A 15,329-nucleotide genomic window follows, 5' to 3' on the forward strand; every position below is an offset into this window, starting at 1 on the left:
CGATGCACTACGGCCGGACTTCATAATTTGGTTGCTGCCACAATCCGGGCAGGTAATTTCTTGATAACAGGTCATGCTCCATATTATATGAGCAAATCACATATTTGACCCATTACCGCCTATCGTTCCAATATTTGCTTAGCTAGACAGTAAAAGCACGAATAGAAATCCGCTTAAAAACATGAATAATAGCCATAAAAGCATAGGAATTTAACTTGGCACGACATCAATAACTAACCATCACATCAATTCGGACTGCAACCTGTGTGTCGCCCGCAGTCAGTCGGCTACGCGGTACGTTAAGTAAAGGAGAATTTGACCCCGCGCCTGTTAGATGGAGGTTTCCTTATGAAAACAATAAAGATTGTGATCATATCGGCTATGACCATTGGCTTCATATCTTGGCTGTGGCCAGATCTGCCAAGCCCGGTAACAGAACAAACAACGAGAGACTCTGGTGCCGCCAACTCCTCCCGGGTGTCCGCCCTACCTCATTCTGACTCTGCATCGGGCTCAGTAGTTCAAGATAAGATCCCAAACAATACCGCTCAACCGGCCAATCCATCGCCCTTTTATGTTCTATTCAGATCTAACCACTTAAGCCTTGAGGCCTCCAGACATCCGCTTCAAGACATTGCGTATAAAATCGCCCAACAATCAGGGATTACTATTGTAATGAGCGAAGCCATAGCAAATCCAACAACCACAATCCAGTTTCACGATCTTTCTATAGAGCAGGGCTTGCACCGGCTTTTTGAGAATTATGATATCTTTTTCTTTTACACCCGAGACGACGCCAAATCGACCCGCCTGGCAACTGTTTGGGTCTATCCGCAAGGCCAAGGAAAAAAATTGGCGCCAGTTTCTCCGTCAATTGCAACGCGCGCCGATGAGAGTATACAAGACATAACGGATGCAGACTCAATCAACAAGCGAGCCTCAGCTATTACCAATATGGTTGAGCAGCAAGGCAACGCTGCAACCGAAATTGCAAAAAACGCACTGACGGACCCTGATGAACTCATCCGTATTCAAGCATTGGATGCCGCTCTGCGGGCTCAGATAGACTTGCCGTCAGATACGCTCAAAGATCTGGCTGAAAACGATGCTTCTGCGAAAATCCGCTCTATTGCCCTTGCTGGCTTATTCGACCGCTCCGTAAACGGTTTAATCGGAACATCTGATATCCTGGATACTCTAGCAACTGCTCAAAAAGATGACGATCCGGAAGTATCAGAACTTGCCGCGCAACTCATGAAATCCCTGGAAGATCCCTCCGCTCAGCCAAGCGAACAGGAATCCCAGGAATCTCAAGAACAAACGATGCCTCCTTAACCTGAATGGATACCGCAAGATGCCAAATAAGACTTATAGGAACAAGGCTCGATAAGTAGCTGATCAGGAAGAGATGGATACTCAATCCGAAGATGGATACTCAATTCGAATGGACACCGCAAAACGCCGAGTAAGACTTACAGGGACAAGGCTAGATAAGTAACCGATCAGGAAGGAGAAAACTTTGATCACGCTGTTTTACTTTTTATACAACGATGAGGGTAAAAACATGAATATACGATCAATAAATAAGAAAATGCGTTACTTAGGTAGCTTGACGGCGATCCTGGGTTTCGGACTTATAGCTAACACGGCTAATGCCGACCTTTTATTCGCAACACAGAACAACAGCCCACAAAATGCCGCCGCCGCAAGAGACCTCGACCTCAATGGCCCGCAGGCTGGCGGTCAAACAATCACCTTTAATACATCACGCCCAAACACGCTGATACGCGTCATTTTTAATGCCGTTGGTGCAAGGCTAGGCAATTTTTCGGCCACGCTGGGTTCCACGGTTTTTATAGATCCCGCTGGTCCAACTGGCCCAACTGTTTGCCCGCCGTCTGGTTCAAACAATGTATTCGTATCCGGCAATGGCACCCCTAATGTACTTGATGGATGGGTGAGCGCTGTCACGCAATGTACCTATATAGTTCCCACAGCAGGAGTTCATCAGCTTCGAGTCCGAATGATCCCTACTCCAGCAGGCCAATGGCAGATTGATGACATTTCCCTGGTGATTGATAGATGACAATTAAATCTTACTGCATTTAAAGGTTCAGACCTGATCTGGCAGACACTGACTTTACTGGCAGTGTCTGTCGGGTTAGATTCAGCCTGAAAATTTTGTAAAAGCTTCTCACTTGTAGACTGAATACAGCTTTACAGTTCGATTAGAAAATACAATAGATCTGCACGTAAAAGACAAGGCCGATTGGGCCGAATCCCTTCCGCCGAAAAATTCGCTTCAGGCACCATGCAGGGGCTGTGTCATACCATTTTCGAGAAGCTTCCGACGCCCGCGAAATTAATGAATTTTGTGGAGGAAATAATCTGGAACAGAAATCCATGGCACGGAAGGCTTATGCCCTTTTCACGACCTCTCTGTCAGTTCGCCTCGCCCAACAGCATCCGCTCGAAGCCGGGCACGTCCGCGAGAAGATTATTGCAAGGGTAACAGGTAAAGAGCGCACTCTTGCCTTGTGGTGTCTCTGTATATTTCTTCCTCCTCATCGGGTATTCATATATACTCATCAACGATGCTCCACTATCGTTGTTTTTCCCTACTCATTCTTGCCACAAGTCTGCTTTTGTCGACCGTCAACAGCAATGACTTCTGGAAACACCCATCACTCGATACGCTTGCAACCGATGCGGTAGGCCTGTCGAAAAACGACTTGGCCGGCCTTGGCCTGCAGCGGGTTGACTCCTCGCGGGTCGAAGTTCTGCATCAAGGCGAGAGCTTGGAGGTCGTGCTGTACAAACCCACCCATCCACAACAACCGGCGCCTGCTATTGTTTTCCTGCCAGGCCGCATGGCTTCTGACGACCAGTATGAAAGTTACGCCCGTGCACTCGCCTCCCGTGGCTTTGTCGTGGCCGTGCGCAGTTGGTATTCGCTGTTCAGAAGCGACCTCGAACTTTCCCACGATGCGAAAGTAATCGCTGACTGGCTAGTCCTGGCTCAAGGAGCCAATCCGGGAAAAATTGGCATCGCCGGCCATTCAATGGGCGGCAAAGATGCGATGCTTGCGGCCGCACAATACGGCGGATTTGCTGGTGTAGTGGCCATCGATCCCGACGACAACGGCAGCGTCTCGGTAGTGCACGGCCCGCTTGCCAGCTTGAAGGCCCCTTTACTGCTGATCGGCGCGGAAGTCGCTTGGCACGCATCCAGTATCTGCGCGCCGCTAGCGACTAATTACCTGCGGTTCTTCGAACGGGCGCCGACTGGAACCATCGAACTGACGCTGCGGGATGCTGACCATGTGCAGATGCTGGACGAGCCGGACCGATTCGGCTACGGCATATGCCGCAGCGGCACGGCGGATTCGCGCCAAGTGCGCATCACAGCAAGGCGCGCGACTGTTGGTTTTTTCCTCCAGCATCTCCAGGGTGGACCGGCCTTGCCAATGCCGATGTCCAGCCAGGCCACCATCCGCGTGGCGCAAGCTTATCCAGTCAAGGAAAAATGAACAGCCCGCGATAAAGCGTAAAGTTCCCTTAGCCCGATGCGAGGCGATTGGAAAAGCAGATATAAAGGCTCTCTTTGCGCCACGCGGAATTTTTCCCAGAATACCGTCTTGCCGTGCTGATGAATTAGCTTAGTCGCAAACAAGTGGTAAAGCTTGCGAGACAGCCACTCAGCCATGGCACTGCAACCCTCAATCCGCCCCAGTTTTTCCAGCGGCCCAACTCCCAGGCAGACCGAACCAATACCCTCTTCGCGTAGTGCCCGCAGGGCAGTGACTATCATAAGTTCGTTGGTATAGAGTGGGGCCGCAGGCGTGGAAAACACGAGGTTGATCAGGCGCTGGCACCCTGTGCAGCCCACTTGCAGCATGGAGAGAAAGCCGACCACCTCGCCCGCCTGTTCGGCAATAAACCAGCGCCTGCCCACTTTATCATCGAAAAGTCGTGGCTGGCCCAGATACATCTGAGGCCCATGGCGAGCCCTCCGCCAAGCCTTGCAAGCTGCCTCTGCCTGTGCTTCCATCTGCGCATCAGGTTCCCCCAAGCACTCGCGCACGGTCACGCTCGTCCGCCGCACATGATTGAGGTGCTGGCGCAGATGGCGGGCCTGCGGGCCTGCCTCAGGATCGTTCTGAGGATCGGCTATCAGCAAACTAGCAAACTCCATCGAGGCATATCCGCGCTCATGGGCATAGGCTTGCATGCTGACCGTTGCCGTGACATACAAGATCGACCAGCCTTTGCCTGCGCAATAGTCTGCAAAAGCATCAGCCAAGCAGGCTTTATTTTCCGGCGCGCAGATCGGATCGCCCTGCACAACAGCACACCTGCACACGAGTAAAAAGTTAATCAGCCCGTCAACGGCAGGAGTGCGAAAGATGCTGCGTGAGGGATCCAGAGCAATGTGCGACACGGGGCCGCCATACTGCCGGACCAAGTCCACAGCGGCTGAAAGCGGTTTAGTCATAGGGGTGATTAAATATCGATAGCGACATTAGAGTAAACAAGAATGACATAAGTTTAAGGCGCAGACAAAAAAGGCGAGACGCGGCCAATGGCATGCAACTTGGCATTGAAACTATAGCTCATCAAGTAGGCGCCTGGTTACTGTTTGTGTACTTCGGCTCCATCATAATGAAAGCATTCGACAGTATTCATCTTGAATTTCTTATTCATTGCTTCGACCCTGCCGTTGAAAGTATGTCATCTCGCTTACTTGGCGCAGCAATACATCAAGTTTCTAAAGCGACTATCGCTTATTAAGTATTTTTTGATGAAAATTTAAGGAATTTTTTAGACAAGAAGTTGTCTTTGATAATGTTAGTAGTTAATGCACTATTTTGCATAATTGTTATCATTGACCCCTCTAAGTAAGCCCTTTTAATCAAGGGCTTTTTTTGCCTAGTGATGCCCCATTGACAGCAACCGTCAAAGACCGATATTACTTCGATAACTGATTGCAAGATTGGATGGCTATCAATTACTAGACAACAGTCCCGAAATATTGCCGCCAAACAATTCTTCTATTTTTTTTCAAATGCTATTGGAGCTAGTTCAGCCTCCATCGATTCAGAGCTTAAGTACTTCTTTCCAAGAAGGTCAGTATCTTGCAAGCGCTTTGTTGTCAATTCATGACCTTGTGAGTCAAAAACGGTCATCGATACATCATAAATAAGGTCAGTTGACAAATAGGTATCTGTCTTCCAATTTAGCAGTGTCAATAGAATAATTTTATCTGCTTGTTGAGACCGCGCTAGCGCGGTAGGATGCGGTGAGGTACGAACCGCACCGTTCGCGATCGATGCGCATCACTGCGTTCAGCGCACCCTACGAGCTAGGGCATGGCAACTTGAACATGACTATGCGATATAGCGACCCTGCGCCGGAACACTGAGAGGAAGCAAAAAACTGAATCCCTTAAATAATATAGACACTGGCAAGAAAAGCCAGCATCTAATTTAAGATAAGTTATTGATTTTATGGAGCCAATGGCGGGATTCGAACCCGCGACCTACTGATTACGAATCAGTTGCTCTACCGACTGAGCTACATCGGCTTTAAGAAGAAAATTATAAAAGCTTAAAAAGCTAATCTAATGGCTGATACTGGTCCATCATTCCCAGCCCTTCTGCCACTGCTTTGCACGTAATTTTACCATCAAATACATTAATTGCCTTGGCGAGTTCTCTGTCAAACTTTAAAGATGACAATTCAGCATCTGCTATCTTTGCAATATACGGTAGCGTAGCATCAACTAACGCGATAGTTGATGTTCTTGGATAAGCGCCAGGCATATTGGTCACGCAGTAATGTATCACGCCATGTTTTATAAAGACCGGATCCGAATGCGTTGTAGGTCTTGATGTCTCTATGCATCCGCCCTGGTCGATGCTGACATCGACAACAACCGTCCCTTCGGCCATTGACTTGATCATATCTTCGCTGATTATTTTAGGCGCCTTGGCTCCGCGGCAAAGCACGGCCCCTACCACTAAATCGGCATCTACAATATGCTTCTCGATATTTTCTTTATTGGACAGAAAGAAATTCACTTCCGGCAATACGGTTTCTTTCAGTTTCTGCATTGCCGCCAAGTCTATGCTTGCAACAAACACATCAGCCCCCATCGCACAGGCGACTTGCGCGGCATGTTGACCAACCACACCATCACCAACGATAACAACCTTGCCATGCCGTCTGCCTAATACCTTGCCTAACTGTATTCCCTTTCCCTGATTGAATTTGGCAAGATAATAACTGCCCATTAATATCGCCATGTTACCGGCAACAGCGCTCATCGGCGCAAGGATTGGCAATCGCCCTTGTTCATCTTCCAGCGTTTCATAGGCAATTGCGGTTGTGCCTTTTTTTAATAGCTCCAAAGTCAATGCAGGCGACACGCCGGCCAGATGAAAAAAGGTAAACACAATTTGTCTATCCAGATACTGATATTCTGGCTCCAGAGGCTCCTTGACTTTTACAACCATATCGGCCGCCCAGGCAGTGGCGGCAGAAACCAGCTGCGCACCTGCCTGCTCATATTGAGCATTGCTAAAACCGGACCCCAGCCCGGCATCGATCTCAACCAGAACAGAGTGTCCTTTTTGTATCAGATGCCTGGCAGCTTCAGGCGTAATAGCAACCCTGCTTTCTTTTTCTTTAATTTCTTTAGGAATGCCGATTTTCATTGTTTATCAATTATTTTCGTTCAGCTGTTTTATGGCATAGCTTGCCGCGCCTAAAAGAGCCGCTTCAGGGTTGGTGCAAACTTTAACGGGTATTTTTTCCAGCACTGGACGATATCGCCCTTTAGCCAGAAAACCCTGCATAAATGCTCCCTTTTGTAGAAAGGGCAAAATTTTCGATGCTATTCCGCCGGCGAGATAAACGCCGGCATAGGGCAGGCACTTAAGCGCAAGATTGCCCGCTTCCGCACCGTATATCCTGCAAAAAATGTTTAATGCTTCCACGCATAACGCATCGCTTCCAGCAACTCCGGCTTCGCCGATAACTGCAGCTGGATCGCGCTTGGTCATTTGTTGCTCAATATCGGGTTGAGCAGATGCCCAATCATTTTTTTTAAGAAATTGATAAATATTTATCAATCCTTCTCCGGATAATAATCTTTCGTAACTGACATGCTCGGGATATTTTTCCCTTAGGTAATGGAGCAACGCTATTTCCTGCTCCGTACCAGGTGCAAAATCCGTATGACCGCCTTCTGTTGCCATGACATAATGCTTTGCACCATCCCATGTAATTATTGATTCACCCAAGCCCGTGCCCGCCGCAACAATGGCTAGATGGCCTTCTCGCGGCTCTGCGTGCGGATTAAGCCCGACGAAATTATGTTCGGGCATTTCCAGCACACCCCATGCGGTGGACTCCAAGTCATTTAACAATTTGACATTCTGGGTACGCAATTGGCTGCCGATTTCGGTTTTAATTAATACCCACGGAAGATTGGTTGTTGTGCAGTTACCGTCCACTATGGGGCCGGCCACGCCGATACAGGCTGCCGATACTTGAATAGGCTCAGCATCGCTTAAAAATAAATCCAGTATTTTGTTGAAGCTCTGATAGGCGGAACTGGGGAACTGTTCTTTTTTGATACAGCGCCAGTTGCCGCCTTCAACTTCATATAATGCCAGGATTGTTTTGGTGCCACCTATATCGCCGGCGAGGATCATCACTTGTTCTCGTAACTGTTGAATACCTGGTAATGCTTTTCGCTATCGAAGCTTACCACTTGGTAAGGATCTTTTCTGCCGCCCATTTCCATGCCGGGCGTGCCGGCCGGCATGCCTGGAACCGCTATTCCTACCACCTTCGGCTTCGTCTTCAAAAGTGTATTGATATCATTCGCTGGCACATGCCCTTCAATAACATAGCCATTCACCAGAGCCGTATGACAGGAAGCCATTTCATTTGGCACGCCATGCTTGTCTTTTATGGTCTGAACTTCACTGGTAACGATATCTTTGACATTAAAGTTATTTTGTTTCAGATGTTCCAGCCATTTTCCACAGCAGCCGCATGTAGGACTTCTGTAAACCACAATGTCAACAGGCTTGGCCGATTCGACATTCTCAGCTTTCACACCGGCATTTACACTAAGCAACCCTATTGCCAGAAATATATTTAACAACTTCATAAGCTAACCTCTTAATTTTCCAACTTCATTACCGATGTGTTTGACCATGGTTCTTTATTGACCGGCCAAATGATTTTTCGGTTCTTCAAAAAATAAGTCGTCCATAAATGTTCTGTGTCTTTATTACACTAACAGCGCTAACAGCGCTCTAGATAGCGGGTAAATTCAAAAATCCTGCTTTTAAGCCCTCTGTTTTAAGTATCTCATTAAGAATCTCATGCGCTGATGAAAATCTTAACCTTAAGACCAAACGAATTTTTTTTGTATCCATCTTGTTTTCGGTGGCTTGAAGAAATTGTCGTTTTTCAGTCAAGCAGACCGGCCAATCCAGTAAAAACGCTGCCGTTTAAAAAATTATGATTGATGATAGGCTGGACTGTACTTGCGTACGGCATCCACCATTGCTTTAACATGATCCGGGTTAATATCGGGCAGAATTCCGTGCCCCAGATTGAACACATGGCCTGAGCCAGAACCATACTTTTGCAAAACGGTTTTTACTTTTTCGGTAATAACCTCAGAGCTCGCATAGAGTGAAACCGGGTCCATATTGCCTTGCAGAGCCACTCGATCACCAACTCTGGCGCGGGCCTGCTGTATATCTGTCTGCCAATCCAGACCCAATGCATCATAACCGGCCTCAGCCATGGCTTCCAGCCAGAGGCCGCCGCCTTTGGTAAATAAGATTGTCGGAATCTGCTGTCCGTTTATAGTGGTGTTCAGCAATGATCTGACCTGCTTGGCATAATGTAAGGAGAACTCGGTATAGTCTTCGGAAGTCAGCATTCCTCCCCATGTGTCAAACAGCATGACAGCCTGGGCGCCCGCTTCGATCTGGGCATTTAAATAGGCTGCTACTGACTGAGCCAATTTATCGAGCATGACATGCATTAACCTGGGCTGCTCATACATCAGGCCTTTGACCTTATGAAAGCTTTTGCTGCTGCCGCCTTCAACCATATAAGTGGCCAATGTCCAAGGGCTGCCCGAAAATCCGATGAGCGGCGCATTGCCCTGCAGCGATTTTCTTATCAGTCGAACGGCATCCACCACATAGCGCAACTCCACCTCCGGGTCTGGAATCGGCAATTTGTTGATATCTTCAGCCGTTCTTACCGGATTTTTAAATTTAGGGCCTTCGCCTTCCGTGAAATAAAGCCCCAGCCCCATTGCATCAGGAACAGTCAATATATCGGAGAACAGAATGGCCGCATCGAAATCGAACCGCCGCAACGGTTGCAGAGTGACTTCACACGCCAGCTCAGGATTGGTGCAAAGATTTAAAAAACTGCCGGCCTGCTCCCTGACTTTTCTATATTCAGGCAGATATCGTCCCGCTTGACGCATCATCCAGACCGGCGTTCGATCAACAGGTTGCTTTAAAAGAGCTCTGATCAAGGTGTCGTTTTTTAATTCTGTCATTGCTTTATATCGATTTTTCCGGTTTAGATTTATCTTCAGTCACAAGATACTAACACTCAAGGAATGCTGTTTATCCTAAACACACTGAAGCATAGAAATTCGAAAGATCTGCCGCTCAACTATTCAATTTTTGTCCGCCGAGGTTCACAGGTCTTTATTTAATTGCACCCACTTTTATAGGTATGGCTTTGCGAAACTCTGGCGGCAGTGAATTCCGGGCCTGAATCGCCTGCGCCGCACTGGAAAAAGAACCATACATTAGGACATAGAGTTCCTTGCCATTGGTTATTTTCCGGCTTTGTTTAATCCCCAACGACGGGTATTTTTTCAGCACATCCGCTACCGATTGTTGTTTGGATAAAACCATGAGCTGCAGCGTGTAACCATTAGCCGTCTGCGTGACTGGCGGTTGCTTTTCGCTTTCTTGAGTGACAGGCTTTGCTGCCTGTTTCTCTCTAGGGACAACAATAGCATCCTCTACATTTTTTTTCTTATCACTGATTTCCGTTTTTTTAGATTCAATCTGTTCGGCACTATTGGTAATTTTATCTGCTTCCGGCTTTTCAGGCTTGTCGTTTATTGGCTGAATCTCATTGGCAGCGCCTCTGTTTTCCATGTCATGTTCGGACGGAACCGCATCCATTTCCTCAGAGGCATCTTCTGCCGCCTCTGGCGTATCTAATGCCTCTGGATCGTCTAGCGCGTCTTCCGTTTCAGACTGCGTCAAAATCTTTTCATTGATCGATTTCTGCTGTTGCGGCTCTGTTTGCACTGGTTGCACAGACTGTCCGTTTTTGGCGCTTTCAGTCGAAGTTACAGTTGATGGCGGCGCTATTTCAATAGCAATCTGTTTCTGACCAGCAGAAGAACCGGTAGAGGCGTTATCTTCTTTACGCGGTAGCGAACTCATCCACTGCACACTGAGCGCTACGGCAATCAATGCGATTACGGCAGCCGGCAGTATCCATTTGGCATTGCCGCCAGGTTTGGGATTGCTTGCCAAAGCGGGCAATTCAGCGATGATTTTCCCAGGAATGCCGTGCGTTTCCTTATAAATGGCCTCCACCATGTCCTCATTGATGGCATTAAATGAAATTTGCGCCCGGGGCTGTGTTGATAAATGCTGCAAAAATTCGCCGCATTGTTTTTCCGATAAAGGCGGTATTTCTATAAAATAGCAATTATCAATAGCCCGGTCCGACCTGCTTTTTATGTGCAGTTCATCATGCGTCAAAACAAAAACCACCCTTAACACAGGGTTTAAGGCAGCGTATTGAATAATTGTCGTTACCAGACCTGGTACTAGCTGACCTGCATTATCAATGGTCAGGATTACCTTTCTCTTCTGGCTTTCATGCTGGTCAAAGGCAGTCGCCAAAGCCAGACCATGCTTGTCAGACTTATCCTGCGTGATGGCCTTCGCCATGTGCTCCTGAATTTTTTCAAAACTTAAATCGGCATTGCCCTGTATTGGACAATACAGCCAGGAGTCAACCTTGCGCTCTTGCAAGACTCTCAGCAAAGTGGTTTTACCGATGCCTTCCGGCCCGCAGACGATAAGAGGCTGTGTTAAGTTGGCAAGCAGATGAGTCAGTAACTCAAGCTTCTGAGTTCGTTCCTGCGTTATCAGAGAGCGAGCGGTCGTATCGACTGGTTTGTCCGCCGACTTTTTCAGATGATACGTAAAGGTATCATTATCTACCATAGGTTTTAAGCGTTACTTCTAATAGTTCTTGATTTATGTCTGTTGGCAAGGTTGCTTCACCAATTTTCTTCAGCAGAATCAACCTTATTTGACCGTCTACATTTTTCTTGTCAACCGCCATTAATTCAAGGAATCTTTGCGAGTCAATTTCTTTCGGTGGATTGACAGGTAATTTGGCTCTTTTGAAAAGCGCCATTATTCTTGCCACATCCGCGTCATTCAGCCAGCCTTTTCTTCTGGAAAGGTCGGCCGCCTGACAGGTACCGATGGCTACGGCTTCGCCATGCAAATATTGACCATAGCCTACGCCTGTTTCAATTGCATGACCAAAAGTATGACCCAAATTTAATGTGGCCCTGACCCCTGATTCTGTTTCATCTTCAACGACAACTTCAGCTTTGTTGATACAGGACCGTTCAATGACAAAGGCAAGCGCCTGCTTATCTCTTGCCAGCAGCGCATCCATGTTATTTTCCAGCCACACAAAAAATTCCGCATCCCTGATCAAGCCATATTTTATCACTTCCGCCAGACCGGCTGACAGTTGACGGTCATCCAGCGTATCCAAAACATCGGCATCGGCAATAACGCACTGCGGCTGATAAAAAGCACCGATCATGTTTTTTCCCAGCGCATGATTGACACCGGTTTTTCCGCCCACTGAAGAATCAACCTGCGCCAGCAAGGTTGTCGGTATTTGAAGGAAAGGAATGCCTCTTTGGTAACAGGCTGCGGCAAAGCCGCCCATATCCCCTATGACGCCGCCGCCCAGAGCGATCAAGGTCGCGTTTCGGCTAAATTTGCCGGCCAGTAACTTATCAAAGATCCTGGCGACAAAATCTAAAGTTTTATATTGCTCGCCATCCGGCAAAACCACCGTTTCAACAATATAGCTCTGCAAATTCTTTAAAATCGCATCCAGATATAATGGCGCTATGGTTTCATTAGTAACAACCAGAACCTGCCTGGATTTTATATGCTGAGTTAAGAGTTCCGGACGGTTCAATAAACCGGAGCCTATATATATCGGATAACTACGGTCGTCTAACTGTACAAGTAATTTTTTCATTTACGTAAACGATTAACAGATCTGTATTTTTCCAGTATATGGTTAACAACTGTTTTGCTTTGCATCACACTGGTATCAATTTTATAGTCGGCACATGACAAGTAGAGAGGCTCACGCTGCGCAAACAAGTTTTCTAGCCGCCCTCTAGGGTTATCAGTCTGTAATAATGGTCGTTGGGAATCTCTGCGTGTCCTTTCCAGAATTCTTTCCACCGAGCATTGCAAGTAAACAACAAAACCATTTTCCTTCAATAGCTTGCGGTTCTGTTCCCGCAAAATTGCACCGCCGCCGGTAGCCAGCACAATGCCTTCCTTTTGCGTTAGCTGTTGGATCATCTTCTGTTCGCGATCCCTGAATCCTTCCTCGCCTTCAAATTCGAAAATAGTAGAGATGTCTACGCCCGTGCTTTCTTCAATCGCTTTATCGCTGTCATAAAAAGGCAATTTGAGCGCCTTCGCCAACTGCCGGCCTATAGTGGTTTTCCCGGCACCCATGAGACCAATTAAATAGATATTTTCTGATTGCGTCATGAGTTACTTGACTCTTTAAGATTTAAGCATAAAAAAAGGGGGCATTATGCCCCCTTTTTGCTCCAAGTAGAAGCTATCAATAAGATGATAATGCGTCTTTGACAATTTTTGGTGTTACAAAAATCAGCAACTCCCTTTTATCATCCTGATTGAATGTACGCTTAAACAGGAAGCCTATGCCAGGCAGGTCCGCAAAAAACGGCACTTTGTTAGTATCGTTATTTATCTCTTCTTCAAAGACACCGCCAAGTACAACCGTCTCGCCATCGTTCACTTGCACGCTGGTTCTAAGTTCCCGCTTGTCAATCATACGGTCGCCAAGTTCTGTCGCTTCTTCGCCCAGCGTATTTTTAGTGATATATAAGCCCATGATCACACTACCGTTAGGCGTTATCTGGGGCAATACGCCCAATTGCAGCACAGCGTCAACGAATACGGTATTTGTTCCGGTATTAGCGCTTGAAGACAAGTAAGGAATTTTGGCGCCCTGTTGAATCACTGCCAAGCAGCGGTCAGAGGTCATGACTCTCGGATTGGAGATGAGTTCGCCGCGCCCTTGGTCCTGCAACGCCGACAATTCAAGATTTAACACATAATCCGCACCTCTTGCCAAGGTCATGCCTAAAGCGCCATAAGGATTAGACGTTGTAGCCAGATCCACCAGCGCATCATTTAGCGTACCAATGTTGCCATCCTCATCGACTTGAGCATTGCCGTTGCCTCGGGTTCCCCGGCCGCCAACAGCGAATACCTTGCCGGAACCGGCTTCGGCCTGTTTTGCAACACCAAACCTCACGCCCAGTTCTTTCGCAAATGTATTGGATGCGATGACGATTCTTGATTCAATCATAACCTGGCGCACCGGAATATCCAGCTTGCGTATCAATTTCTTTACTTCTTCCAGACGTTTTGCTGTTTCGCGCACAATCAGCGTGTTGGTTCTTGAATCTACAACTGCAGATCCTCGAGCGGAGAGCAACACCAAGCGATCATTATTAGAGCCTAAATTATTTCCCAGGTCTCCGAAACCCTGATTTTGACCTTGGTTTTGACCTTGGTTCTGGAATGGGTTTTGGAATTGATTTTGGTATTGATTTTGACCTTGATTTTGGCTTTGATTGCCGCCGGATGATTCAAGCTCTGACTTGGTAATACGGGAACAGCTACCTACGGCACTGGCATCTTGCCCATACAATAAGTTTCTAAAGTCCTCTGCTTTAGCATAATTAATTTTGAGGTATTCGGTTACTAAAGGCTCTAACTGTTCAACGACAGTCTCTGTTTTTTGCTGTTCTTCCTTATATTTCTTAATCTTGCCTTGTGGCGCAATCAATGTGACATTGCCTGTCTCATACTTTTCCAGATCCTTGGTCATCATGATGAAGTCCAGAGCTTCATCCCAGGGCACATCATCCAGTTTCAAGGTAACGGTTCCAGTAACGTCGTCACCGGCAACCACATTCTGCCCGGTAAATTCAGCCAAGACCGCAATAACGCTACGAACATCGATCTCCTGAAAATTCAAAGACAACCTGTCACCGGTGTATTTCGCTCTCTTTTTGTCAACCGCTTCTTTTTCTTCGGCAGTTATTGGTCTGAACTCAACAGTCAATAATCCTTCTGACTGAAAAAGTGAATAATCATAAAGACTATTTTGTAGCGACACTGTAATGGCGGAATCATTGTTTGACGAAACAGCATCGATAGACCTAACCGGTGTTGCAAAATCGGATACATCGAGTTTTTTCTCCAGATTACCCGGCAATTGCGTATTCAGGAAACTGATAACAACTTTCCCGCCTTCTTCCTTGCTGTTTACGATGGTATTGGGATTTGCCAAAGAGACCAGTATGCGCCCTTCGCCTCTTTCTCCGCGCTTGAAATCCAGCCCCCGGATAACCTGTTCAGGCATTAAACTGGATACTAAAGTTGTTGCAGGCTTTTGAACAACCGGAGCAGACCGTTCAGGCATTACTGCTTTTGCGCTGGTTAAAGTAAGCTGCACTTTATTGCCGATCACTTTGGTATCAAAAGGCACGGATTCAACCAGATTGAGTACAATACGCACTCTATCGGCCCCTTCCGCCACGTAAATGTTACGTGCGGCCCCTTGGTTTATCGGATATTCCTTTTTATCCAACGCATTTTTCACTCCAGGAAAATCCAGGGCAATCCTGGCAGGATTATCCGTATGAAAGACTTTAGGTTCAACGACTGCACCGTTCATTTCCAATTGTATCTGTAGTTTATCGCCGGGCAAGGTCGCGATATCTATACCCTGAACGGATACGCCACCGGCTTGCGCGGTTGCAATTTGGAATATAAATAAAAATAAGCTTAAGCCGATGCGCGCCCATAGGGAACGTCCCATTCTATTCAACATAATGTCACTATGTTTATTATTCATTTTGTTATCCTCGA

The 15,329-nt window shown here is 47.1% G+C and carries 12 protein-coding genes and 1 tRNA gene; 3 read left to right on the plus strand and 10 right to left on the minus strand.

The features are described 5' to 3' along the window. Positions 1–348: 348 nt before the first annotated feature. From V2P20_RS15735 to V2P20_RS15745, 3 genes are all read left to right on the plus strand, one after another. Positions 349–1,335, plus strand: a complete 987-nt coding sequence (locus tag V2P20_RS15735; RefSeq protein WP_331819957.1) for a hypothetical protein — start codon at positions 349–351, stop codon at positions 1,333–1,335. 184 nt (positions 1,336–1,519) lie between these two features. Beyond that, a complete protein-coding gene (locus V2P20_RS15740; protein WP_331819959.1) occupies positions 1,520–2,086 on the plus strand; it encodes a hypothetical protein in 567 nt (188 codons plus the stop codon). Between the two features lie 559 nt (positions 2,087–2,645). Beyond that, positions 2,646–3,530, plus strand: a complete 885-nt coding sequence (locus V2P20_RS15745) for a CocE/NonD family hydrolase (RefSeq protein ID WP_331819961.1) — start codon at positions 2,646–2,648, stop codon at positions 3,528–3,530. Here the strand turns inward: V2P20_RS15745 and V2P20_RS15750 are convergent. The 10 genes from V2P20_RS15750 to pilQ form a co-directional block, all read right to left on the minus strand. Further along, complete coding sequence (locus V2P20_RS15750) at positions 3,509–4,495, minus strand: phosphatidylglycerol lysyltransferase domain-containing protein (protein ID WP_331819963.1); 987 nt, start codon at positions 4,493–4,495, stop codon at positions 3,509–3,511. The two genes, V2P20_RS15745 and V2P20_RS15750, sit on opposite strands and share 22 nt — an antisense overlap. Positions 4,496–5,508: 1,013 nt before the next feature. Next, positions 5,509–5,584: transfer RNA gene (locus V2P20_RS15755), tRNA-Thr, on the minus strand. A gap of 31 nt (positions 5,585–5,615) precedes the next feature. Continuing rightward, a complete protein-coding gene (ald, locus tag V2P20_RS15760) occupies positions 5,616–6,716 on the minus strand; it encodes an alanine dehydrogenase (protein ID WP_331819965.1) in 1,101 nt (366 codons plus the stop codon). Between the two features lie 6 nt (positions 6,717–6,722). Beyond that, positions 6,723–7,718 (minus strand): glucokinase, encoded by a 996-nt coding sequence (gene glk, locus V2P20_RS15765; protein ID WP_331820162.1) that lies wholly within the window; start codon positions 7,716–7,718, stop codon positions 6,723–6,725. Next, positions 7,718–8,182 carry a DUF411 domain-containing protein gene (locus tag V2P20_RS15770; protein WP_331819967.1) on the minus strand — a complete coding sequence of 155 codons (465 nt, stop codon included), beginning with the start codon at positions 8,180–8,182 and terminating at the stop codon, positions 7,718–7,720. The genes glk and V2P20_RS15770 overlap by 1 nt, the downstream gene beginning before the upstream one ends. 354 nt (positions 8,183–8,536) lie before the next feature. Further along, positions 8,537–9,604 carry a uroporphyrinogen decarboxylase gene (gene hemE, locus V2P20_RS15775; RefSeq protein WP_331819969.1) on the minus strand — a complete coding sequence of 356 codons (1,068 nt, stop codon included), beginning with the start codon at positions 9,602–9,604 and terminating at the stop codon, positions 8,537–8,539. Between the two features lie 154 nt (positions 9,605–9,758). After that, positions 9,759–11,309, minus strand: a complete 1,551-nt coding sequence (locus V2P20_RS15780; RefSeq protein WP_331819970.1) for an ATP-binding protein — start codon at positions 11,307–11,309, stop codon at positions 9,759–9,761. Further along, the gene (gene aroB, locus V2P20_RS15785) at positions 11,299–12,378 is read right to left on the minus strand and encodes a 3-dehydroquinate synthase (protein ID WP_331819972.1); all 1,080 of its coding nucleotides are present in this window, start codon (positions 12,376–12,378) and stop codon (positions 11,299–11,301) included. The genes V2P20_RS15780 and aroB overlap by 11 nt, the downstream gene beginning before the upstream one ends. Continuing rightward, positions 12,375–12,908: a shikimate kinase AroK gene (aroK, locus tag V2P20_RS15790; protein ID WP_331819974.1), complete on the minus strand. Its 534-nt coding sequence runs from the start codon at positions 12,906–12,908 to the stop codon at positions 12,375–12,377. The genes aroB and aroK overlap by 4 nt, the downstream gene beginning before the upstream one ends. 76 nt (positions 12,909–12,984) lie before the next feature. Then, the gene (pilQ, locus tag V2P20_RS15795; protein WP_331819976.1) at positions 12,985–15,315 is read right to left on the minus strand and encodes a type IV pilus secretin PilQ; all 2,331 of its coding nucleotides are present in this window, start codon (positions 15,313–15,315) and stop codon (positions 12,985–12,987) included. Between the last annotated feature and the right edge of the window lie 14 nt (positions 15,316–15,329).

It is taken from the genome of Methylobacter sp. Wu1 (assembly GCF_036553575.1).
Lineage (GTDB): Bacteria > Pseudomonadota > Gammaproteobacteria > Methylococcales > Methylomonadaceae > Methylobacter.